Annotated in this window: 21 protein-coding genes and 1 tRNA gene; 14 read left to right on the plus strand and 8 right to left on the minus strand. The window is 70.0% G+C overall.

Going from position 1 to position 22,936, the window contains the following annotated elements; all coding sequences use genetic code 11:
• The first annotated feature begins 107 nt into the window (after nt 1–107).
• The 7 genes from OG714_RS31850 (at nt 108) to OG714_RS31880 (ending at nt 7,225) form a co-directional block, all read left to right on the plus strand.
• Entirely contained in the window at nt 108–1,406 is a 1,299-nt protein-coding gene (locus OG714_RS31850; protein WP_406126156.1) for an ABC transporter substrate-binding protein, read from the plus strand.
• A complete protein-coding gene (locus OG714_RS31855) occupies nt 1,403–2,383 on the plus strand; it encodes a carbohydrate ABC transporter permease (protein WP_406126157.1) in 981 nt (326 codons plus the stop codon). The genes OG714_RS31850 and OG714_RS31855 overlap by 4 nt, the downstream gene beginning before the upstream one ends.
• Nucleotides 2,380–3,273, plus strand: a complete 894-nt coding sequence (locus OG714_RS31860) for a carbohydrate ABC transporter permease (RefSeq protein ID WP_406126159.1) — start codon at nt 2,380–2,382, stop codon at nt 3,271–3,273. Before OG714_RS31855 ends, OG714_RS31860 begins: the two co-directional genes overlap by 4 nt.
• Nucleotides 3,274–3,467: 194 nt before the next feature.
• Nucleotides 3,468–4,388, plus strand: a complete 921-nt coding sequence (locus tag OG714_RS31865; RefSeq protein ID WP_406126160.1) for an ABC transporter ATP-binding protein — start codon at nt 3,468–3,470, stop codon at nt 4,386–4,388.
• Complete coding sequence (locus tag OG714_RS31870; RefSeq protein WP_406126162.1) at nt 4,388–5,203, plus strand: ABC transporter permease; 816 nt, start codon at nt 4,388–4,390, stop codon at nt 5,201–5,203. Before OG714_RS31865 ends, OG714_RS31870 begins: the two co-directional genes overlap by 1 nt.
• A gap of 25 nt (nt 5,204–5,228) precedes the next feature.
• Entirely contained in the window at nt 5,229–6,563 is a 1,335-nt protein-coding gene (locus OG714_RS31875) for a sensor histidine kinase (RefSeq protein ID WP_406126163.1), read from the plus strand.
• On the plus strand, nt 6,560–7,225 hold the full coding sequence (locus OG714_RS31880) for a response regulator (RefSeq protein WP_406126165.1): 666 nt from the start codon (nt 6,560–6,562) through the stop codon (nt 7,223–7,225). The genes OG714_RS31875 and OG714_RS31880 overlap by 4 nt, the downstream gene beginning before the upstream one ends.
• A 17-nt stretch (nt 7,226–7,242) precedes the next feature.
• On the opposite strand, the gene OG714_RS31885 is transcribed toward OG714_RS31880, so the two are convergent.
• The gene (locus tag OG714_RS31885; RefSeq protein ID WP_406126166.1) at nt 7,243–8,589 is read right to left on the minus strand and encodes a sialidase family protein; all 1,347 of its coding nucleotides are present in this window, start codon (nt 8,587–8,589) and stop codon (nt 7,243–7,245) included.
• A 230-nt stretch (nt 8,590–8,819) separates the two neighbouring features.
• Entirely contained in the window at nt 8,820–9,521 is a 702-nt protein-coding gene (locus OG714_RS31890; RefSeq protein WP_406126167.1) for a hypothetical protein, read from the minus strand.
• A gap of 252 nt (nt 9,522–9,773) precedes the next feature.
• Here OG714_RS31890 and OG714_RS31895 point away from each other — a divergent pair, with 252 nt between their 5' ends.
• Entirely contained in the window at nt 9,774–9,926 is a 153-nt protein-coding gene (locus tag OG714_RS31895) for a hypothetical protein (protein WP_406126168.1), read from the plus strand.
• A gap of 8 nt (nt 9,927–9,934) precedes the next feature.
• On the opposite strand, the gene hutH is transcribed toward OG714_RS31895, so the two are convergent.
• The 4 genes from hutH to OG714_RS31915 all read right to left on the minus strand — a co-directional run bounded on the left by hutH (nt 9,935) and on the right by OG714_RS31915 (nt 14,597).
• Nucleotides 9,935–11,467 carry a histidine ammonia-lyase gene (gene hutH / locus OG714_RS31900; protein ID WP_406126170.1) on the minus strand — a complete coding sequence of 511 codons (1,533 nt, stop codon included), beginning with the start codon at nt 11,465–11,467 and terminating at the stop codon, nt 9,935–9,937.
• Between the two features lie 167 nt (nt 11,468–11,634).
• Nucleotides 11,635–11,787, minus strand: coding sequence for a hypothetical protein (locus OG714_RS31905; protein ID WP_406126172.1), 153 nt, complete (start codon nt 11,785–11,787; stop codon nt 11,635–11,637).
• 212 nt (nt 11,788–11,999) lie between these two features.
• Complete coding sequence (locus OG714_RS31910) at nt 12,000–13,424, minus strand: GH1 family beta-glucosidase (protein WP_406126174.1); 1,425 nt, start codon at nt 13,422–13,424, stop codon at nt 12,000–12,002.
• A gap of 129 nt (nt 13,425–13,553) precedes the next feature.
• Nucleotides 13,554–14,597 (minus strand): LacI family DNA-binding transcriptional regulator, encoded by a 1,044-nt coding sequence (locus tag OG714_RS31915; RefSeq protein WP_406126175.1) that lies wholly within the window; start codon nt 14,595–14,597, stop codon nt 13,554–13,556.
• A gap of 492 nt (nt 14,598–15,089) precedes the next feature.
• On the opposite strand from OG714_RS31915, the gene OG714_RS31920 reads away from it, so the two are divergent.
• From OG714_RS31920 to OG714_RS31945, 6 genes are all read left to right on the plus strand, one after another.
• Complete coding sequence (locus tag OG714_RS31920) at nt 15,090–16,412, plus strand: ABC transporter substrate-binding protein (RefSeq protein WP_406126176.1); 1,323 nt, start codon at nt 15,090–15,092, stop codon at nt 16,410–16,412.
• A gap of 288 nt (nt 16,413–16,700) precedes the next feature.
• The gene (locus tag OG714_RS31925; protein ID WP_406126178.1) at nt 16,701–17,693 is read left to right on the plus strand and encodes a carbohydrate ABC transporter permease; all 993 of its coding nucleotides are present in this window, start codon (nt 16,701–16,703) and stop codon (nt 17,691–17,693) included.
• Between the two features lie 14 nt (nt 17,694–17,707).
• On the plus strand, nt 17,708–18,625 hold the full coding sequence (locus OG714_RS31930) for a carbohydrate ABC transporter permease (protein WP_406126180.1): 918 nt from the start codon (nt 17,708–17,710) through the stop codon (nt 18,623–18,625).
• A 175-nt stretch (nt 18,626–18,800) separates the two neighbouring features.
• Nucleotides 18,801–20,255 carry a GH1 family beta-glucosidase gene (locus OG714_RS31935; protein WP_406126181.1) on the plus strand — a complete coding sequence of 485 codons (1,455 nt, stop codon included), beginning with the start codon at nt 18,801–18,803 and terminating at the stop codon, nt 20,253–20,255.
• A 108-nt stretch (nt 20,256–20,363) separates the two neighbouring features.
• Nucleotides 20,364–21,419: a LacI family DNA-binding transcriptional regulator gene (locus OG714_RS31940; RefSeq protein WP_406126183.1), complete on the plus strand. Its 1,056-nt coding sequence runs from the start codon at nt 20,364–20,366 to the stop codon at nt 21,417–21,419.
• A gap of 62 nt (nt 21,420–21,481) precedes the next feature.
• Nucleotides 21,482–22,267, plus strand: a complete 786-nt coding sequence (locus OG714_RS31945; protein WP_406126185.1) for a serine/threonine protein kinase — start codon at nt 21,482–21,484, stop codon at nt 22,265–22,267.
• On the opposite strand, the gene OG714_RS31950 is transcribed toward OG714_RS31945, so the two are convergent.
• Nucleotides 22,239–22,736 carry a GNAT family N-acetyltransferase gene (locus tag OG714_RS31950; protein WP_406126186.1) on the minus strand — a complete coding sequence of 166 codons (498 nt, stop codon included), beginning with the start codon at nt 22,734–22,736 and terminating at the stop codon, nt 22,239–22,241. The two genes, OG714_RS31945 and OG714_RS31950, sit on opposite strands and share 29 nt — an antisense overlap.
• A gap of 64 nt (nt 22,737–22,800) precedes the next feature.
• Nucleotides 22,801–22,873, minus strand: a tRNA-His gene (locus OG714_RS31955).
• Between the last annotated feature and the right edge of the window lie 63 nt (nt 22,874–22,936).

Raw genomic sequence — 22,936 nt, forward strand, 5'->3', positions numbered from 1 at the left:
AGGACTGTTATTACGCCACCGTGTTTGGTCGCGTTGGTTTCTGGTCGGTTACGACGACCTTGGGCCGTGGCGCATCCCGGCCGAACCCTGTCCGTCAGGAGCCGTTCATGCCCGACTTCTCCCTCCCTGCCGCGAGCCGCCGTTCCGTCCTGCGCGGCATAGGTGGCGCCGCCGTGCTCGGCGCCGGCATACCCCTGCTGAGCGCCTGTGGCAGCAGCGGCAGTTCGTCCGACCCGAAGACCGTCACCGTCGGCTCCAACGCGTCCGACGCGGTGCCGAAGAAGGCGTTCGCGAGCGTCTACGCGAACTTCAAGAAGACGTCCGGCATCACCGTCAAGGTCAACACGAAGGACCACAACACCTTCCAGGAGCAGATCAACTCCTACCTCCAGGGCACGCCGGACGACGTGTTCAACTGGTTCGCCGGGTACCGCATGCAGTTCTTCGCGGCCAAGAAGCTCGCCACGTCCATCGACGACGTCTGGGCGAAGATCGGTGACAACTTCCCCGACGCGATGAAGCAGCTCAGCAAGGGCGAGGACGGCAAGTACTACTTCGTGCCGATGACCACGTACCCGTGGGCGATCTTCTACCGCAAGAGCGTCTTCGCGGCGAAGGGCTACACCGTCCCGACCACGTGGGACGAACTGGTCGCCCTGTGCAAGAAGATGAAGAGCGACGGCCTGGTCCCGATCGCCTTCGGCGACAAGGACGCCTGGCCGGCGATGGGCACCTTCGACCAGATCAACTTCCGCCTCAACGGCTACGACTTCCACAAGTCCCTGATGGCGGGCAAGGAGGCGTGGACCGACCCGAAGGTCAAGGCGGTCTTCGACCACTGGGCCGAGCTCCTCCCGTACCACCAGGACGGCTTCATGGGCCGCACCTGGCAGGACGCGGCGCAGGGCGTGGTGTCGAAGAAGTCCGGCATGTACCTCCTCGGCTCCTTCGTGGCCCAGCAGTTCACCGTCAAGGCAGACCTCGACGACCTCGACTTCTTCGCCTTCCCGGAGATCAACTCCGCGTACGGCCAGGACACCGTCGAGGCGCCCACCGACGGCTACATGGTGAGCAAGTCCCCGAAGAACCACGACGGTGTCGTCAAGCTCCTGGAGTACCTGGGCAGCCCGGCGGCCGAGCAGCTGTACCTCAAGACCGACCCGAGCGTGGTGGCCGCCTCCAGCAAGGCCGACACCTCCGCGTACTCGCCGCTTCAGAAGAAGGCGTTCGACATGATCGGCGCCGCCAAGAGCCTCACCCAGTTCATGGACCGCGACTCCCGTCCGGACTTCACCTCGACGGTGATGCAGCCCGGACTGCAGAAGTTCCTCCAGAACCCCAAGGGCGTCGACAGTCTGCTGACCTCGATCGAGCGCCAGAAGAAGACGATCTTCGCCTCCTCATGATCTCCGAGACGACTACGAAGAGCCCGGAGGCGGACGCCGTTCCGCCTCCGGGCCCCGCGCCTGAGAAGAAGCGGGTCCCCCAGGGCGCCAAGCGCCTGCTGACCCGCCGTGACCGCATCACGCTCGCCTTCATGGCGGGCGGGCCGACGGTCCTGCACGTGGCCCTCGTCTGGGTCACCGCCCTCGCCTCGATCCTGCTGGCCTTCACCAGCTGGGACGGCATCGGCTTCAGCTCGATCAAGTGGGTGGGGCTGGCCAACTTCAAGGAGCTGTTCAACGACAACCCGCAGTTCTGGCCCGCACTTGAGCACAACATCATCTGGTTCGTCGTGCTCATCCTGCTGCCGACCCCCTTCGGCCTGTTCCTGGCCGTCCAGTTGGACAAGAAGATCCGCTTCAGCCGTGTCTACCAGACCGCGTTCTTCCTGCCGGTCGTGATGTCGCTGGCGGTCACCGGGTTCGTCTGGCAGCTCATCTACAACCCCGACACCGGCCTGATCAACAGCCTCATCGGGGCCAACAAGCCCGGCCACTACATCGACTGGATCGGCGACCCCAAGCTCAACCTGTGGGCCGTCCTGATCGCCGCGTCCTGGCGGCACGCGGGCTACATGATGATCCTGTACCTGGCCGGCCTGAAGGGCGTGGACCCGTCCCTGCGCGAAGCCTCGGCGCTGGACGGCGCGAACGAGTGGCAGACGTTCAAGAACGTCATCTTCCCGACCCTGCGGCCCACCAACACGGTCGTCCTGGTCGTCACGATCATCGAGTCGCTGCGCGCCTTCGACCTGGTCTTCGTCTTCAACAAGGGCGCCCAGGGCACCGAGTTGCTGTCGATCCTGATCACCAACAACATCATCGGCGAGTCCAGCCGGATCGGTTACGGGTCGGCGATCGCCGTCGTCCTGCTGGTCATCTCCCTCGTGGTCATCATTCCGTACCTCATCGCGACCTTCCGGAAGGAGCGGCGCGCATGACCACCCCCACCGCCGCACTCGGCGCGAAGCAGCGCACCCCGCTCCGCCCGGCCCGGGTCCTGCTGCACACGTTCCTCGTCGTCACCTCGCTGGCCTGGCTCGCCCCGCTCCTGTGGGCGGTCTACGCGGCCCTGCGCCCGTACTCCGAGACCAGCAACAAGGGGTACGTCTCCTGGCCGGACACGCTGAACCTCGACAACTTCAAGAACGCGTTCGAGCAGTCCGACATGACGCACTACTTCGTCAACACACTGATCATCGCGGTTCCGGCCGTGCTGGTCACGCTGCTGCTGTCGTCGATGGTCGCGTTCTACGTCAGCCGGTTCGACTTCCGGCTCAACATCTTCCTGCTGCTGGTCTTCACGGCCGGCAACCTGCTGCCCCAGCAGGTCATCATCACCCCGCTCTACCGCATGTACCTGCTCATCGACCTCCCCGGCATCACGATGAGCGGCAAGCTCTACGACTCCGCGCTCGGCCTGGTCCTCATCCACGTGGCGTTCCAATCGGGCTTCTGCGCCTTCGTGTTGAGCAACTACATGCGGATGCTGCCGAACGAACTGACCGAGGCGGCGCTGGTCGACGGCGCGTCGGTGTGGCGGATGTACTGGCAGATCGTGCTGCCGCTGTGCAAGCCGGCGATGGCGGCGCTGGCCACCCTGCTCTCCATCTGGATCTACAACGACTTCTTCTGGGCGATCGTGCTGATCTCGACCGGCGAGAACATGCCGATCACCTCCGCCCTGAACAACCTCTCCGGCCAGTACTTCACCGACCCCAACCTGGTCGCCGCCGGCGCCCTGCTCACCGCGATCCCCACGCTGATCGTGTACTTCGCACTCCAACGCCAGTTCGTCAGCGGCCTCACCCTGGGCGCCAACAAGGGCTGACGCACCGGCTGTCGAGCCCTTCGCAGGAGAACCACCGCGTACGGCTTCCCCGTCACCCCGCTCACTGGTACCCCGGTACCAGTGACCAGCGGGGTTTGTCCCCTGCGGGCCCACGGGTCGTGACGTGACCGCTCCTAGCCTCGAAGCAGTGCCCCGGCCGAATGCCGGGCCATGCAGAGGCGGGGAGTGGCACAGTGATCGAAGTTCGCGGGCTGACCAAGCGGTACGGGGACAGGACGGCGGTGGACGGTCTGAGTTTCACCGCGCCGCCGGGTCAGGTGACCGGGTTCCTGGGGCCGAACGGGGCGGGCAAGTCCACCACCATGCGGATGATCGTGGGCCTGGACGCGCCGACCAGCGGCACGGCCCTGGTCAACGGCAAGCGCTACGCCCAACACCGGGCGCCCTTGCAGGAGTTGGGGGTGCTGCTGGAGGCGAAGGCCGTGCATCCGGGCCGCTCGGCGTTCAACCACCTGATGGCGTTGGCGTACACCCATGGTGTGCCGCGTCGCCGGGTGGAGGAGGTCATCGACCTGGCCGGTCTGCACGATGTGGCGCACAGGAGGGTCGGGGCGTTCTCGCTCGGGATGGGGCAGCGGCTGGGCATCGCCGCCGCGCTCTTGGGCGACCCCGCGATCGTGATGCTGGACGAGCCGGTCAACGGGCTCGACCCCGAAGGCGTGCGCTGGGTAAGGGAGTTGCTGCGCGGGCTGGCCGCCGAGGGCCGCACGGTGCTGCTGTCCTCGCACCTGATGAGCGAGATGGCGCAGACCGCCGACCGTCTGGTGGTCGTCGGGCGGGGGAAGCTGCTGGCCGAGACGACCGTCGACGGGTTGGTGGAGCAGTCGGAGGACAAGGGCGTGCGGGTGGCCACCGGCGAACCCGCGCGGCTGCGCTCGCTGTTGGCCGCCCCAGGCGTCACCGTCACCTCGACGGGCGCCGAGCGGCTCGTGGTCTCCGGCCTGGACACGCGGCGGATCGGGCAACTGGCCGCCGAGCACCAGGTGCCGCTGTACGAACTGGTCACCGAGTCGGTGTCCCTGGAGGAGGCGTTCATGAACCTCACCCAGGACGCGGTGGAGTACCACAGCAGCGACGCGCGGCGGGCCGCCTGATGGCCGCGAACACCTTCACCGCCACCCCGCCCGTGTACCGCGTGACCGGTCGGCGGGTGATCCGCTCCGAATGGTCCAAGTTCTGGTCGCTGCGCTCCAGTCGGATCACGCTGGGGGTCGCCGTGCTGTTCCTGGTGACGATCGGGGTGATCGCCGCCGCCCTCTACAGCCCGAGCGGCCCGCTGGGCGGCAAGGACGCGGCATCCGGTGCCGCACTGACCCTGGCACTGGCCGGCACCAACCTCGCGGCACTGGCCGTGGGCGCGCTCGGTGTCCTGCTCTCGGCCGGCGAGTACAGCACGGGCATGGTCCGCTCGACGTTCGCCGCCGTGCCCGGCCGACTGCCCGTGCTGTGGGCGAAGTGCGCGGTCTACGGCCCGATCGCGTTCGTCACGTCCACCGTCGGCGCACTGGTCTCCTTCGGGCTCGGGAGCGCCACCCTGCACGGGGAGAAGATCGCCCTGTCCCTCGGGGACGCCGGGGTCCTCCGGTGCCTGCTGGGCGCGGGCCTGTATCTGGGCCTGGTCGGCGTGTACGGCGTGACGGTCGGCCTGATCGTGCGCAACAACGCCGGGGGCATCGCGATCCTGGCCGGCGTGGTGCTCGTTCTGCCCGGCCTGACCGGGCTGCTGCCCAGCTCCCTCGGCGACACCGTCAGCCGCTACCTGCCCAGCAACGCCGGCCAGTCGGTGATGACCCTGCACGAGTCGAGCGACTCCCTGGTCGGCCCGGGAGCGGGTCTGACGGCGCTGCTGGTGTGGGCCGTACTGCTGCTGGCCGGTGCCGCCCAACGGCTGCGCCGCAGTGACGTCTGAGGTCGCGTCCGTGAGGATGGAGCCGATGGACGACAACACGAGGGCGCGGTCGGCCCGGGCAGGGGCGACCGCGCCCTCGCCCGGGCCGGACGCCGTCTGGGCGCACCCCGTGATGCGGCTGCTGCTGCGGGTGCTGAGCCGGCTGCGGGCTGCCGACCGGCGGCGCCCCTGGCTCCTCGACACCACCGTGGTCGTCCTGGTCGCCGCCGCCACGCCGCCGGACCTGCTCGTGCACGGCCCCGGGCACCCCGTGTCGCGCCCGGTGGGAGCCGGCCTGCCCGTCGGCGTGGTGCTGGCCATCGCCGCCGTGCTGGTCGTGCCGCTGTGGTGGCGCCGCCGAGCTCCCGTCGCGGTCTACGGCGCCTGCCTCCTCGTGTGTCCGGTCATGTGGTCGCTCGGCCTGGGGCCCGCGGCGGCCGCCGTCCTGCTGATCGCCCTGTTCGACCTCGCCCTGCACGCTTCGCCCCGGGCGATCTGCTGGGCGCTGCCGGTGACCGTGACGGGGTGGGTGCTGCTCGTGGTCACCGTGATCCCGGCGGCCGGCCCGGTGACCTTCCTGATCCTGTCCGTCGGCACCGGCGTCGGGGCCGTAGCCCTGGGTCTGACCTTCCGGATCAGCAGGCTGTACCTGTCGGCGCTGCGGGAACGGGCGGCGCGACTGGAGATCGAGCGAGACCAGCGCGTCCGGCTGACGGCGGCGGCCGAGCGCTCGCGGATTGCCCGCGAGATGCACGACATCGTGGGCCACAACCTGTCGGTCATGGTGAACCTCGCCGACGGCGCCGCCGTGCTCGTCGCGCGTGACCCCGGCCGGACCGAGCAGGCGGTGCGGCTGATCGGCGACACCGGCCGGCAGGCGATGGACGAACTCCGGCGCGTACTCGGGGTGTTGATCGAGTCCGCGGGGTCGGGGGACATCTCTCGGTCCCCGCAGCCGGGTGTCGGGGACCTGGAAACCCTGCTCGACCGGGTGCGCGCGGCCGGTCTGCCGGTGGCCTACCGCACCGTCGGCCCGGTCGACGCGCTGGGCCACGGCGTGCAGCTCACGGTGTTCCGGGTGGTGCAGGAAGCCCTGACCAACACCCTCAAACACGTCGGCCCCGGCGCCACGGCCGACGTGTCGATCGCGGTCGAGGACAGCGGGCTCCGGGTCCGGGTCACCGACACCGGTTCGCCGTCGCGGGAGCGGTCCACGGCTCCCCGGGGAGACACCGGACACGGCCTGGTGGGCATCCGCCAACGGGCCGCGCTGTACGACGGCACCGCCACCATCGGACCGCGCGAGGACGGCCGCGGCTGGATCGTGGACATCCTGATGAACCCGTCCGCCTCGGCCACGTCCGGAGAGCCCGCGCCATGACCACCGTACTGATCGCCGACGACCAGCCGCTGCCCCGCATGGGCTTCCGGATGCTGCTGGACGGCACTCCCGGCATGACCGTCGTAGGGGAGGCCGACAACGGCACGCAGGCCATCCGCATGGCGGCCGACCTGCGCCCCGACGTGGTCCTGATGGACGTACGGATGCCCGGTGTCGACGGCATCGAGGCGACCCGGCGGATCGTCGCGGCCGGCGCGCGCACCCGCGTGCTCATCCTGACCACCTTCGACCTCGACGAGTACGCCTACGCCGGGCTGCGCGCCGGGGCCAGTGGCTTCCTGCTCAAGGACGTACGGCCGGCGGAACTCCTCGCCGGGATCCAGGCGGTCGCGACCGGCGACGCCGTCGTGTCACCCCGGTTGACCCGCCGCCTGCTCGACGCCCACGCGCACGACGTCCTGGCACCCGAGGCCCAGCCCCGGACGGACCCGCGTCTGGTGGCGCTCAGCGAACGCGAGCACGAGGTGCTCGTGGCGATCGGCTCCGGCTGGACGAACGCCGAGATCGCCGAGCGCCTCGTGCTGACCGAGTCCACCGTGAAGAAGCACGTGGGCCGGGTCATGGCCAAGATCGGTGCCCGCGACCGTATCCAGGCGGTGATCATCGCCTACGACGCGGGACTGGTCGCACCCCGGCCCTGAGGGGGTGGGTGAGCGGGTTACCGGTGGGTGCGCTTCTTGTACAGCTTCAGCGGGACCCGGCTGATGATCGAGTCGAGGGAGGAGTTGTTCCGCCCGTCGGCCCACGTGACGTACGCGTACCCCCCGGCGAGCGTGATCCCCGACCAGCGGTCACCGGGAGGGCCCATCTCGCCGACCGGCTCGGTCACGTGATTGACCTGCACCGGGGCGCTGAACGAGCGTCCGTGGTCGAACGAGACGACCGAGAACGCGTCGCCCGTGGTGGTCCGCCACATGACACCCAGGTCACCGTTCGCGCCGAAGTCGATCGCGGGCCGCTGGGCGTTGGGAGTGGCGATCGTCGTCGGCCCGGTCCAGGTCCTGCCGGCGTCCGGGGTGACGTACACCTCCAGGGTGTTGGAGTCCCGGGGCACCATGACGGCGAACCGGCGCCGGTGGGAGGTGTCGGCCGCCACCCACGGGACGGGGTCGGCGGCCGCGCCCAGTCCCGGAGTCGGTACCAGAGCCCCGGTGCCCGCAGCGACGGGCGTTCCCTGGACGTCGTTCACCGTCGTGTTCGTCCACGTCCGGCCGTCATCCTGGCTGACGTGGAAGTTCACCGGCTCGCCCGCCTCCTGCGAGGCGGACACGAGGATGCCGCCGTACACGGCGATCTCACGACCCGGATAGCCGCACACGAGCGGGATGCCCGGTGCCACCTCGATGCAGGGCATCGGGCCGGGGATCACCCGCGAGTCGCTGCTGAAGGTCCTGCCGCCGTCGGCGCTGACGGAGACCGCGCTCGGGTACTCCCACGCCGCTCCCGCCACCGCGTAGACCTTGCCCGTCGCGGCATCCACCCGCATCTTCGGGGCGCCCCCGAGGAGCAGGGGTGTGGACACCGGGTCGGTCCAAGTCCGGCCGCCGTCCGTCGACTTGGCGACCTGGTTGTGGTTCACGAGGTTCGCGGCGAGCCCTGAGCTGACCTGGTTGTTGTCCACGTACACGGTGCCCTTCGCGTCGAACTGCACGCTCGGCTCACCGCACTTGGGCGCCGCCGTGCCCAGCGGCCACGCCACCCGGGTCCAGGTGTCGCCCCTGTCGTTCGAGTAGGCGAGGAAACACCCGCCGTCGACCGGCTCAAGACCCGGCGAGGGCGGGAAGACCGTCGAGACGAAGACCAGGTTCTTCGGGTCCCTCGGATTGACGGCGACCGTCGGCTGACCTTCTTTGGTGGCGGGCAAGTTGGTGACGTCGACTTCGTGAACCGCGGTGTGGCCGACGGCGTTCGACGCGGCCGCGGCGGCGGACGACTCGCAGAGCAGGAACAGTGTGGAGAGTGCCGCCGCGCTCAGTCTCGCGGACGGACTTCTGAACAGCACCATGGGGATCCTCAAGGCTTCGTGGATCGGGTCCGGTCGGTGACGGTCACCGGTGGTGCCGGATTCCCGCACCAGGCTAGGAACGCCCATGGCCGGGTCCGTGGGACCGCCGGACACAATCGGCTTCGCCGAGTGGGACCGCGGTACCACGGACCAACTGGACTGAGGATGAAGGGTGGTTGGGGTTGAGGATCGGAGGTGGTTGAGACTCGTCGGCCGCCCCCCGCCCCCGCTCAGAAGCCCCCGGGCCCGCCGAAGCCCCCGAACCCGCCGGGTCCGCCCGGCCCACCGCCGAGCATTCCACCGTGCGGCCCGTGATGGTGGAAGCCGTCGAACAGCGCGTCCGCGAGCAACATGCCACCGACACCGGCGGCACCCGCGACGAGCGCGGTCTTCCACCAGGGCGTGCTGTACCAACCCCCGCCCATGGAACGGCCGTTGACGACCCCGCCGGGGTAGTAGTACGGCGTGCTCGCGCCGGGCCGCGCGGACGCGGTGTACGTCTGCCCGCCCACCGTGACCTGTCCACCGGCACCCTGCGCGGGCAACTCGGGCCCCGGGTCGAGTCCCAGCGCGCCACGGGCGGTACGGATGTGATGCAGCCCCTCGACGGCGGTCTGCGTCACGAGCCCGTACTGCATCGGCGAGTAGGCGACGGCGAGTTGCCCCTCGGCGGCACGATGCCGCTCGGCGGCGTCGGCGAGGGCCTGCCGGGCGGCGGCGTTCCCACCGGCGTCCAGCGTCGACAGACTCCCACCGAGCCGCTCCACCCAGCGGGTGGCCTCCGCCCCGGCGTCGGCATCGCAGGTCTGCTGCGCCGCCCCGGGCCCGGCACCGTGTCCGAACCGCGAACTCCCGCCCCCCGCCTGCCTCTTGCCGAAGGCGACGGCCCCGCCGACGATCAGGGCCAGCAGCACCAGCACGATGAAAAACATGACGTCCTCCCGTCTGCGCCGGGATCGGATCACCCCGTACAAGGAGATGAGACCCTGTGGGCCTGAGGGGTCGCTGGACGGGGTCTGAGGGGTGGCTGTGAAAGCGGTGGGCCGAGTTCGAACGCTTCTCGGCGACCGGTCGGTGAAGCCGTGAGGTCGTTGATCGCCTTTCTTCCGCGCGACGCGATTGTCGAGGACGTACGAGATCGACTGCTCGCGCGCGGAGGCGCTGTGGACGTCCGTGAGGGGCGCATGACCGTGTCGCACGAGGGGTCCGTCGCCTGGATCGAACCAGACGTGGAAGGCGAGTCGAGGAGCGAGTACGAGTCGGACGAGCTGACCTTCGTCGAGGGGCTCATCGGGTGGGCCGCCGAATACCTCACGCACGCCACGCCTGAGGTGTGACCGCCCCCTCAGCGTCGCAGCGCCCCCACGACGCCCTCCACGACCCTCAACACATCCCCGCCGCGCACGAGTTCGGCGATGTGCTCGATGTCGGTGTGGAAGCCCCGGTCCTCGTCGACGGTCGGGACGGTCTCCCGGATTCTCGCGCGCAGCGCCTCCGCCGCCGGTGAGGGCGTGAGCGGGGCGAGGAGGTCGAGGGCCTGCGTGGCGCACATCAGCTCGATGGCTATGACGTAGGCGAGCTTGCGGGTCGCGCGGTAGGCCTTCAGGGCCGCCGAGTAGGCGTTGCTGACGGTGTCTTCCTGGTTGGCGGAGGTGGTGACGTTGTCCGCGGACGCGGGCACCGCCAGGCCGCGCAGCTCCATGGTCAGCGCGGCGGCCGTGTACTGGGCGATCATGTAGCCGCTGTTGAGGCCCGGTTGCTGCCGGACCAGGAAGGCGGGCAGCTCGCTGAAGTCGCTGTTGACCATGCGGTCGGTGCGGCGTTCGGAGACCTTGGCCAGGACCGTCATCGCGTTGACCATGGTGTCGGCCTGGATGCCGACGTACGTGCTGTCGCAGTTCGCCCCGCTCAGCGCCACCCCGTCCTCGCCCTCGGGGTGGATGACCGGGTTGTCGCCCACCGAGTGCAACTCCTCGACGATGACCTCCCGCGCCTGCGCGAGCGCCCGCTTCGCGCCGCCGTGCATCTGCGGTACGGCACGCAGGGAGAGCCCGTCCTGGAGCCGGTGGTCGAGGAACTCCGCGCTGATCGCGCTGGACGCGGTCAGCCGTCGTAGATTCTCGGCCACGGCGGCTTGCTCCGGGTGCCGCTTGCGGGCCTGCAACCGGGCGTCGTAGGCGCGGACCGTGCCCTTGAGCGCCTGTACGGAGAGGCTCGCGGCGACGTCGGCGGTGGTCGCCGCGACCTCGGCGTCATGGGCGGCGAGGACGGCGATCGCGGTGACCGAGTGGGTCCCGTTGGTGAGCGACAGCCCTTCCTTGCAGGCGAGTTGGGCCGGCCGCTCCCCGATCCGGGCCAACGCCTCGGCGCCGGGCAGGAGTTCGTCGCCGTACCAGGCCCGGCCCTCGCCCAGCAGTACGAGCGCCATGTGCGCCTCGGGGGCCAGATAGCCCACGGAACCCTCGCCGGGGACGTGCGGTGTGACCCCGGCGTTGAGCAGCCGCCGGATCAGCTCCAGCGTCTCGAACCGGATGCCGGAGAACCCTTCCCCGAGCCCGACCAACTCCATCAGCGCGATGGCCCGGACGACCTCGACGGGCAACGGCTCCCCGACCGACACGGCGTGCGAGCGCACGATGTTGCGCTGGAGCCGCTCGGCGTCCGCAGGGTCGATGACCTCCGTGACGTTGTCGCCGAAGCCGGTGGTGACGCCGTAGACCAGGCGGTTCTCGGCGAGGAAGCGCTCCACCAGCGCGCGTGACTTCCGTACCCGGTCGACGTAGGCCGCGTCGAACTCGACCCGGGCGCCGTGCCGGGCGACCGCGACGAACTGCTCGACGGTGATCGGCTCCCGGCCCAGGGTGACGGCCACGGACATCTCCTCGCGCTTGACGTGTATCCATTCACTTGCAGGTCGAATGAATTATTCTATTTAGCGCGTGGCAAGGGCGGTCGCTCTCGCGGAGGTGGATGGGGGCGCCGGTCGCCGCTGCCGCCGGCATGGCGCTTCCTTTCAGAGGGCGTACATCACGTGCTGGATGAGGCTCAGCGAGTCGCGTGACTCGCGCGACTCCGGCGCCGCCACCGGGTCGACCGGCGCCGACGCCAGTTCCGAACTCGGGTGTGGAGCGCGGCTTCATGGATGACGGCGAGATACGTCACGGGGTGCGGGCCGGTCAGTACACGCTGCCTCGCCATACGGAACTGGGCGTAGCGGTCGGTGCGTTGGGGATTGCCCTCCGTGGCTTCGAGGGACCACCGCCCCGGTCACCGGACCACTGCCCCGGTCACCGGACAGCCGGCCCAGTCGCCGGCACCCCCGGGAGATCTCTGACCCACCACACACCGCCGGGGCGCGGCACGCCCCCGGCATGCCGCGCCCCGTCCCCGTACCCCCGCCTCCCCGTTGGTCAGACGCCCTCCACCGAAGGCAGCGCCCCCGTCCGAGCCGCCTCCCCGTACCACCGCGCGCTCGACTTCGGCGTGCGCGCCAGCGTCGCGTAGTCCACGTACACCGCGCCGAACCGCTTCCCGTAGCCGTACGCCCACTCGAAGTTGTCCATGAGCGACCAGAGGTAATAGCCCCGCACATCCGCCCCGTCGGCGATGGCGCGCCGCACCGCCGACAGGTGGCCGTGGAGGTAGGCGATCCGCTCGGGGTCGTGGACGTTGCCCTCGGGGTCGGCCTTGTCGTCGTAGGCCGCGCCGTTCTCGGTCACGTACAACGGCAGGCCCGGGGCCTCCCTCGTGTAGCGCATGATCAGCTCGTGGAGGCCCGTCGGGTCGATCGTCCAGCCCATCTCCGTGCGCTCGCCCGGGGTCTGGAGGAACGCCACGTCGTCCGCGCCCGGCCAGGGGGAGAACGCGCTCAGGCCGTGCCCGTCGGCGCGCGGACCCACTGGGGCCGCCTCCGCCGATTCCACCAGCGTCGGTGTGTAGTAGTTCAACCCCAGTGCGTCCAACGGTTGGTGAATGAGCGTCAGATCGCCGTCCTGGACGTAACCCCAGTCCGTGATCGACCTCGTCGCCTCGAAGAGGGATCGCGGATACGAGCCGTGCAGCATCGGCCCGTGGAACACCCCGTTGGCCAGGTCGTCGATCTTCCGGGCCGCCGCCATGTCCGCCGGAGACAGCGAAGCGGGCCTGACCACCGAGGAGTTGAGGCTCACCGCGATCGAGTTGCGGGCCGGCATCGCGGACCGCAGCGCCGAAGTCGCCAGCCCGTGGGCCAAGTTGAGGTGGTGGGCCGCCCGAAGCGAAGCGCCCGTGTCCGTACGGCCCGGCGCGTGCACCCCCGAGCCGTAGCCCAGGAACGCGCTGCACCAGGGTTCGTTGAGCGTGATCCACTGGTCCACGCGGTCGCCCAGCGCCTCGCCCATGATCTGCGCGTACTCGGCGAAGCGGTACGCCGTGTCACGCTCGGGCCAGCCGCCCGCGTCCTCCAACTCCTGCGGCAGATCCCAGTGGTAGAGGGTGAGCGCCGGCTTGATGCCGACCGCCAGCAGCTCGTCCACCAGGCGGCGGTAGAAGTCCAGGCCCACCTGGACCGCCGGGCCCCGGCCGGTCGGCTGCACCCGCGGCCAGGAGACCGAGAACCGGTACGCCGTCAGGCCCAGGTCCGCCATCAGCGCCACGTCGTCGCGGTAGCGGTGGTAGTGGTCGACAGTGATGTCGGCGTGATCACCGCCCGCCGTACGGCCCGGCGTATGACTGAAGGTGTCCCAGATCGAGGGCGTACGGCCGCCCTCCCGCACCGCTCCCTCGATCTGGTAGGCGGAGGTCGCGGCTCCCCACAGGAAGGCGGGAGGAAAGGGCGGGGTCGTCAGGTCGGGCATGGAATCGCTCCCATGGGTCGAGTGGCGCCCATTATGCATGGGAGCGCTCCCATGAGCAAAGGGGTAACTCGCACGACGTCTTCCGCCTGCTCCGCGTCGTTCCGTGCACCCCGTCGCCGAGGACGCCGCTCAGGCCGACTCCCGCACCACCAGCTGCGTCGGCAGGACCACTTCGCGGTGGCCGTCGCCGCGTCGGGCGATCTCGTCCAGCAGGAGGCTCGCCATGGTGCGGCCCATCTCCTCCAGCGGCTGGCGGACGCTGGTCAGCGGGGGATCGATGTGCCGGGCCACGATCGAGTCGTCGAAGCCGACGACGGCGACGTCGTGGGGCACCCGCCGGCCCGACGCGCGCAGTTCCAGCACGGCACCCGACGCCATCACGTCGGACGCGGCGAAGACGGCGTCGAGGCCGGGCCGCCGGTGCAGCAGCTCCCGCATGGCCGCGCGTCCGCCCTCCTCCCGGAAGTCGCCGTACGCGATCAGGTCCTCGTCGACGGTGATGCCCGCGCCCTGCAACGCCTCGCGGTAGCCGTCGAGCCGGGCCTGTGCGGCGTCCATGTCCAGGGGGCCCGTGATGGTGCCGATGGTCCGGCGGCCCTTGGCCAGCAGGTGCTGGACCGCGATCCTGGCGCCGCCGTTGTTGTCCGCGCGGACATGCACCAGCGGCTCCCCGTGGCCGCGCCGGCCGGCGAGCACGGTCGGCACGGCGAGTTCGCGCAGCCGGTCGGGCAGCGTGTCGCCGCTGTGGACCGCGAGGATCAGTACGCCGTCCACCCGGTGTGCGGACAGGTAGCCGGCCAGCCGCGCGTACTCCTTCTCGTCCGGCGTCAGGACCAGCAGCAACTGCATCTGGGCGCTTGCGAGTTGGGCCGAGATGCCCCGGATGATCCCCGAGAAGTAGGGCTCGGAGAAGAGCCGGTCCTCGCCCTCGGGGACGACCACGGCGACCGAGTCCGTACGGCGGGTGGCCAGGGAGCGGGCGGCGGGGTTGGGGACGTAGCCGAGTTCGTCGATCGCCCGCTCCACGGCGGCGCGGGCGTGGTCGCTCACCTTGGGGGAGCCGTTGATGACCCGGGAGACCGTGCCGCGGCCGACGCCGGCGAGCGCGGCCACGGCGTTGAGGGTCGGGCGCCGGACGTCCGCACGCGGGGGCGGCTGCTCGGCAGGGCTCATCGTTCACCTTCCGGCGATCAGTGGGGACTTGCCTCATTCTTGCCCAGAAAATCGGGCACCGGCCCGGACGGACGACGCCGGCGCCGCGCCCGTGCGGCGAACCCTTGGATCACCTGCGTGAATCCTGTGCGGGACCGGCCTGTGTCCGGTCGGTGACGCCTTGTGGAGCGACACATTCACGTGACGTGCGGAACACGCTTGCGCAACAACGCCGTTTTCAAGTCTTGACACCCGGCCCAGCACGAAGGAGTCTTCCGGCATGCCGCGTGGGAGCGGTCCCACGGAACCTCGGGGGCTCCCTCCTGTGTGGACCGAACCACCAACGGCCCGTCCCTCTAGCGCACATGAAACACCGTTGACCAGCACCTTTTCACCGCACGCCCAGTGCTGTGGGTCGGCCGCTGCTCGAAACGAGAGGGCAGGTCCGGATCGTCGAGCCTCGGCGGTCCGATTCCTGAGATCCCGTTCCCCACTGGAACAAGGAGTAGTGGAATGAGCATCACCCGTACCGCCGGCGGCCGCGGCCGCAGAGTGGCGGCCGTGACCACGACGGTCCTGACGGCCTCCGCCCTGCTGCTGACCGGCTGCAGCAGCGACGACAGCTCCTCGGACGCCAAGGACTCGAACGGGAACATCACTCTCACGGTGGACGACTTCGGGCAGTTCGGCTACAAGGAAGCCGGCCTGTTCGCCCAGTACCACAAGCTGCACCCGAACATCACGGTGAAGGAGAACACCACCGCCAACGAGCAGGACTACTACCCGAAGCTTCTTCAGCAGCTGAACACGGGCAGTGGCCTGGGCGATGTCACGGGCATCGAGGTCGGCCGGATCAAGGAGGTCGTCGATACCCAGGCGGCCAAGTTCGCCGACCTGAGCAAGACGATCAACGTGAGCGACTGGGTCTCCTGGAAGGAGAAGCAGGCCACCGCGTCGGACGGTTCGGTCATCGGCGCCGGCACCGACATCGGCCCGATGTCCCTGTGCTACCGCTCGGACCTCTTCAAGGCGGCGGGCCTGCCGAGCGACCGTGACTCCGTCGCCAAGGCCGTCGCGGGCGGCTGGGAGGACTACCTCAAGCTCGGCGAGAAGTTCAAGGCGAAGGCGCCCAAGGGCACGTACTTCATGGACTCCGCGAGCGCCATGTACAACGCGGTCGTGGGTTCCTCCGCGGAGCAGTACTACGACGCTTCCGGCAAGGCGATCTACAAGAACAGCCCGGCCGTGCAGCAGGGCTGGAACCTGGCCGCGGAAGCCGCGTCCAAGAAGCTGACCGAGGGTCTGCCCCAGTTCGACGACTCCTGGAAGGCCGCGCTGCGCAAGGGCACCATCGCCACCGTGGCGTGCCCCGCCTGGATGGCCGGCCAGATCTCCATCAACGCCGGTGACGCCTACAAGGGCAAGTGGGACATCGCCCGTGCGCCCGGTACCAGCGCGGCCAACTGGGGCGGCTCCTTCCTGGCCGTGCCCAAGACCGGCAAGCACGTCAAGGAGGCCACCGACCTGGTCAAGTGGCTGACCTCTCCCGAGCAGCAGGCCGCCGTGTTCAAGGCGATCGGTGTCTTCCCGTCGAACAAGGGCGCCTACGAACTCGCCAGCGTGAAGAACGCGACGCTGCCGTACTTCAACAACGCCCCGATCGGCCAGATCTACGCCGACGAGGCGAAGGCCATCCCCGAGGCCGTGCTCGGCGCGAAGGACGGCACGATCAAGGACACGATCTCCACGCAGATCAACAACATGGAGCAGCGGGGCACCAAGCCCGACAAGGCGTGGAAGGCCGCGACCGAGTCGATCGACAAGGTCATCGGCTGACACAGGCCGCGGTGCGGGCGGCCCGGCGGGCGCCCGCACCGCAGCCTGTGCGTGGGGCCGTGCGGGGGCTCCTGCCGTAGGCGCGGGGCCTGACGACCTCGGCGCCCCGCACCGGCCCCGGTCGTCAAGTGCCGGTCCTTTCCGCGGTGTTCGGCGCACACTCACCGGACACCGCCGCACCGTGTCCGCCGGGACCGGCGACCCGAGTTCGACGACGTGCCCCAGGCCGGATCTCCGGTCCCCGCCCCCGCCCGTACCCCGGCCGAGATCCAGGGAAGGACTTCCTCCGTGGCAACCACAACCCCCACACGGGGTGCCCCCGCCCCGCCACCCGGCGGCTCCGGCACCGCGTCGAACCCGCCCAGCGTGTGGCGCACCCGGCTGTGGCGCTTCGACGACAAGGCGTCGCCGTACGCGTACATCGCCCCCTTCTTCCTCATCTTCGGTGCCTTCGGCCTCTACCCGATGCTGTACACGGGCTGGATAGCCATGCACCGGGTGGAGATGACGAGCCTGAACCAGTCCGAGTGGGTCGGCTGGCACAACTTCGCCACGATCCTCCAGGACTCCGAGTTCTGGACGGCCGTCACCAACACCTTTGTCATCGGTGTCATTTCGACCGTCCCGCAGCTCCTGATGGCCCTGGGCCTGGCGCACCTGCTCAACTACAAGCTGCGCGCCAGCACCGTCTGGCGGACGGTGATCCTCACCCCGTACGCCACCTCGGTGGCGACCGCGGCCCTCGTCTTCGCCCTGGTCTTCCGGGCCGACGGAGGTCTGCTCAACTGGGTGCTGCACTTCGTCGGCATCGGCAACACCGACTGGGGCAACGGGGAGTGGACGTCCAAGATCGCCATCTCGATCATCGTGATCTGGCGCTGGACCGGCTACAACACCCTGATCTACCTGGCGGCCATGCAGGCCGTGCCCGCCGACCTGTACGAAGCGGCCTCGATCGACGGAGCGACGCGCTGGCAGCAGTTCCGCAAGGTGACCGTTCCCTCGCTGCGGCCGACGATCCTGTTCACCATCGTCATCTCGACCATCGGTTCCATGCAGCTGTTCGGTGAGCCGCTGCTGTTGCAGGGCGGCACGCTCGGCTCCACCGGGGGGAGCGAGCACCAGTACGAGACGCTCAGTATCTATCTCTTCAACTACGGCTGGAAGCTGGGGCACTTGGGCCCGGCCGCGGCCGTGGCCTGGGCCATGCTCGTCCTGCTCCTGCTCATTGCCCTGATCAACTGGATCGTCGGCCGGTTCGTGCGCAACAGCGCGGCCTGACGGGAGCGATATCGATGACCACGACCAGCCCCACCAAGACCGCGCCGGACCTCCACCCGGCGCCGCTTCCCGTCACCCCGGGCAAGAGCCGACGCTTCAAGCTGGGCGCCGGCCAGCAGCTCAAGGGCGGCCCGTTCACCTACGCCACCCTGACCGTCGTAGGCCTGTTCTCGATCTTCCCGCTGTACTGGACGCTGGTGGCCGCCTCGCACGACCAGCAGCGGGTCCTCGACAGCCCGCCGCCGTTCCTGCCGGGCGGCCGGCTGTGGAGCAACCTCCAGGCGGCCTGGGAACAGGCCCACTTGGGGAAGGCGATCTTCAACACCGTGATCGTGGCGGGCTGCATCACCGCGGCCACGCTGTTCTTCTGCACCCTCGCCGGTTACGCCTTCGCCAAGATGCGCTTCCGCGGCCGTGGCGCCCTGATGACCGCGGTCATCGCCACCCTGACGATTCCGCCCCAACTCAGCGTCGTACCGCTGTTCATGATGATGGCGGACATCGGCTGGGGCGGAAAACTGGAGTCGGTGATCTTCCCGACCCTCGTCGGTGCCTTCGGTGTCTTCTTCATGCGCCAGTACCTGTCGGAGGCCCTGCCGTACGAACTCATCGAGGCGGCCAAGGTGGACGGGGCGTCCAACATCCGCATCGTCTGGAACGTGGTCCTGCCCGCGGCCAGGCCCGCGATGATGGTGCTCGGGATGCTCACCTTCGTGCAGGCGTGGAACGACTTCTTCTGGCCCTTCCTCGCCCTGAACCAGGAGAACCCCACCATCCAGGTGGCGCTCGGCCAGCTCAGCGCCTCCTACACCCCCGACCAGAGCATCGTCATGGCCGGGGCGCTGATCAGCACCCTGCCGCTGCTGCTGGTGTTCGTGATCTTCGGCAAGCAGATCATCGGCGGCATCATGGCGGGCGCCGTCAAGGGCTGACGCCGATCGCCGACCGTCAACTGCCGGTCGCGCAAGCTCCGTTCACCGTCCCGTACGGCCCGCTCCGCACGCGGGCCGTACCCGGCCGGGCGCCCGTCGTCGTGCCCCGTCCGCTTCCCCCCTCACCGCCGGATCACCGTCCGGCTTTTACTCACTCCACTTCGGGAGCGCTCACATGACTGCCGTACGACAGGAAACCAAGGCCGAGCCGGCCTCCGCCACCTCCTTCCCCCCGGGCTTCGTCTGGGGTGCCGCCACCGCCGCCTACCAGGTGGAGGGTGCCGCCGCGGAGGACGGCCGGACCCCCTCCATCTGGGACACCTTCAGCCACACACCGGGAAAGGTGCGCAACGGCGACACCGGTGACATCGCCGCCGACCACTACCACCGGTACCGCGACGACGTGGCGCTGATGAAGGACCTCGGCCTGAAGGCGTACCGGTTCTCCATCTCCTGGTCCCGGGTCCAGCCCACCGGCCGCGGCCCCGCCGTGGAGCGCGGTCTCGACTTCTACCGCAAGCTCGCCGACGAACTGCTCGCGGCGGGCATCACCCCCGTCGCCACCCTCTACCACTGGGACCTGCCGCAGGAGTTGGAGGACGCGGGCGGCTGGCCGCAGCGCGACACCGCGCACCGCTTCGCCGACTACGCCGGGATCATGGGCCGGGCCCTCGGCGACCGCGTCGGCCTGTGGACCACCCTCAACGAGCCCTGGTGCAGCGCGTTTCTGGGCTACGGCTCGGGGGTGCACGCGCCGGGCCGCACCGACCCGGCGGCCACCTTGCGCGCCGCGCACCACCTCAACCTGGGTCACGGCCAGGCGGTCGGGGCGCTGCGCGAGGTCCTGCCGGCCTCCGCGCAGACCTCCATCACCCTCAACCTGCACCAGGTGCGCCCGCTCACCGACAGCCCCCAGGACGCGGAGGCCGCACGCCGTATCGACGCGGTCGGCAACAGGATCTTCACCGGCCCCCTGCTCGACGGCGCCTACCCCGAGGACCTGCGCGCCGACACCGCGCACCTCGTCGACTGGGCGGAGCTGGTGCGCGACGGCGACCTGGCCGAGATCTCCCGGCCCATCGACGTGCTCGGCGTCAACTACTACGCGCCGACCGTCGTCTCGGCCGGCTCCGGCGACGGCGCCACCAAGAACGACGGCCACGGCGCGAGCGACCACTCACCGTGGACCGGCTCCGAGAACGTGGACTTCCACCTCGCCAACGACCACCTCACGGCGATGAACTGGGCGATCGACCCCAGCGGCCTGCACACCCTCCTGACCGACCTGGCCGCCTCGCACCCCGGGCTGCCGCTGATGGTCACGGAGAACGGCGCCGCGTTCGACGACTACGTCTCCCCCGAGGGCGTGGTGAACGACCCGCAGCGGATCGCCTACCTGCACGCCCACCTCGACGCCGTCCGCAGGGCCGTCGCCGACGGAGCCGACGTGCGCGGCTACTTCCTGTGGTCGCTGCTCGACAACTTCGAATGGTCCTACGGCTATTCGAAGCGCTTCGGCGCCGTCTACGTCGACTACTCCACGCAGCGCCGCATTCCCAAGGCGAGCGCCCACTGGTACGCCGGGGTGATCCGGGGCAACGCGCTGCCGACGGCCGGCGAGGACGGGTGAGGCCCGACGGGCGAGGACCCCGGTCGACGAGGGACGATGGAGGGCGGGGCGTCCGGGCCTCGGCTGTTACATTCCTGGCCTGAAAGCTGCGAACGGAAGGCGGCGACCATGGCGGTCAGCGGTGGGCGGAACCGGGGCGGCAGGCGGCCGACCCTGGAGGAGGTCGCCGCCCGTGCCGGTGTGGGCCGCGGCACGGTCTCCCGGGTGATCAACGGCTCGCCCAGGGTCAGCGACGCGACCCGCGCCGCCGTCGAGGCGGCGGTCGCGGAGCTCGAGTACGTCCCGAACACGGCGGCCCGTGCGCTGGCCGCCAACCGCACGGACGCGATCGCCCTCGTCGTCCCCGAGCCGGAGACCCGCTTCTTCGCGGAACCGTACTTCTCGGACATGCTCAAGGGTGTCGGCACCCAGCTGTCGGACACGGAGATGCAGCTGCTGCTCATCTTCGCGGGCAGCGACCGGGAGCGGCAGCGCCTCGCCCAGTACCTGGCGGCGCACCGCGTGGACGGGGTGCTGCTCGTCTCGGTCCACGCGGACGACCCGCTGCCGGACCTGCTGACCGCGCTGGAGATCCCGGCGGTGATCAGCGGCCCCCGGTCGGCCGGCGAGCCCCTGACCTCGGTCGACTCCGACAACTACGGCGGCGCCCGCTCAGCCGTGGAGCACCTCCTGTCCCGCGGGCGCAGGCACATCGCCCACATCACCGGCCTCCTCGACGTGTACGGCGCCCAGCGCCGCGTCGACGGCTACCGCGAGGCACTCCTCGACGCCGGCCACGAGGTCGACGAACACCTCATCCAGCCGGGCGACTTCACCGAGGAGGGCGGCCGCCGGGCGATGAAGGAACTGCTGGCCCGCCGCCCCGACGTGGACGCGGTCTTCGCCGGCTCGGACGTGATGGCGGCGGGCGCCCGCCAGGTCCTCCGCGAGGAGGGCCGCGTGGTCCCCGACGACGTGGCCCTGGTCGGCTACGACGACTCGGCCATAGCCCGCCACATGGACCCGCCCCTCACGAGCGTCCGCCAGCCGATCGAGGAAATGGGCCGCTCGATGATCGACCTGCTCCTCGCGGAGATCGCGGACCGCCGCCCGGCCACGTCCCGGGGGTTGGAGCGCCGACATGCGGTGCTGGCAACGGAGTTGGTGATTCGGGCGTCGTCCTGAAAGGGGGGCGCGTAGGGGGTTTTCTCTCCCCACCCGGCCGTTCACCGTCCAGGCTGGGTCCCATGACACCCCGTCCTCATCCCCTCCTGGCCGTCGACAGGATCCCCGCCACCGAGCCCTACCTCCGCACCGTGGGCAAGGTGTTCCGCGCCTTCCGTGAGCAGGACTCCGGGTGCGTCTCCTACGGTGTCCAACTCCCGGACGGGGAGAGCTGGTTCGTGAAGGAGGCGACAACTGCGGCCGCCCAGGCCTCACTTGACGGTGCCTGGGAGTTCCACCGGGCGGTACGGCACCCGGCGATCGTCCCGCAGCTGCGTCGGATCGCCGTGGCGGGCAGCGGCCGTACGGCGGTCGTCATGCCCTGGCGCCACGGGGAGTCCCTCTACGGCCCCGCCCGCGCCCGTTTCCGCGCCTTGCCCCTCGCCTCCGTCCACCGCGCGGTCGATCGCATCCTGGACGCGCATCTCGCGGTGGAGGCCGCGAGGATGGTGGCGGTCGATCTGTACGACGGGGCGTTCCTCTACGACTTCGGCGGCGACGTCCTGCACCTCATCGACCTCGATGAGTACCGCCCCGGCCCCTTCTTCCTTCAGGGGGACCGACTCCCGGGATCGGCCCGCTTCATGGCACCTGAAGAGTGGCACCGCGGCGCCCGCATCGACATCCGTACGACGGTCTACGCACTCGGCCGCGCCGCCCGCCTCCTTCTCGACGCGGGTGACGGCGAGCGCGCCTGGCGGGGTTCCGCGGGTCAACTCGCCGTGCTGGAAAGGGCCACCCGCTCCGATCCCGCCGAACGGTTCGCGGGCGTACGGGAGTTCACGGAAGCGTGGCGCGCCGCCACCTGATCTCGCCGTCCTGCCACTGGTCGGTCGGCGTCAGGCCCGCCGCCGTGGCGACCGCTGCGGATGCCCGGTGGTCCGGGTGGATGTGCGCCACGACCGTAGGGACCGCCTGCTCTTCGAGCCACGACACCAGGCCCCGCGCCGCCTCGCTCGCCAGGCCGCGGCCCTGCCAGGGTTTCCCGACCACCCAGGCGATCTCGGCCTCGGACCCGGTCACGGTGGCCTGGACAGTGCCCGCGAGGTGGGCATCGGCGCGGAGGCGGAGGACCCAGTTGAGCCAGCGGACCGCCGGGTCCGGGGAGCCGGCGGCCAGGCGCTCGTAACGGGTGCGAAGCGCGGCGGGGGAGAGGGGAGCCCCGCCGATGAAGGTGTGGAGCGCCGGGTCGGAGAGGACGGCGGCCATCTCGGTGGCGTGCTCCGTGCGGAGGGGGAGGAGGTCGAGACGGGTGGTGCGGATGCGCACTGGGTACATAGGTGGCTCCCGAAAACGAATCAGCCGGTGACTTCGTTTCCGAAGCCACCGGCCGATTACACAGGGTGAGTGACGGGACTTGAACCCGCGACTTCCTGGACCACAACCAGGTGCTCTACCAGCTGAGCTACACCCACCATGCCCGGTCGTTCACTCTGAAAGTTTCCGACCGGCCGAGAAAAAGTGTACAGGGTCCGAAG

Origin of the sequence: Streptomyces sp. NBC_00989, from assembly GCF_045162655.1 — a bacterium.
GTDB lineage: Bacteria > Actinomycetota > Actinomycetes > Streptomycetales > Streptomycetaceae > Streptomyces.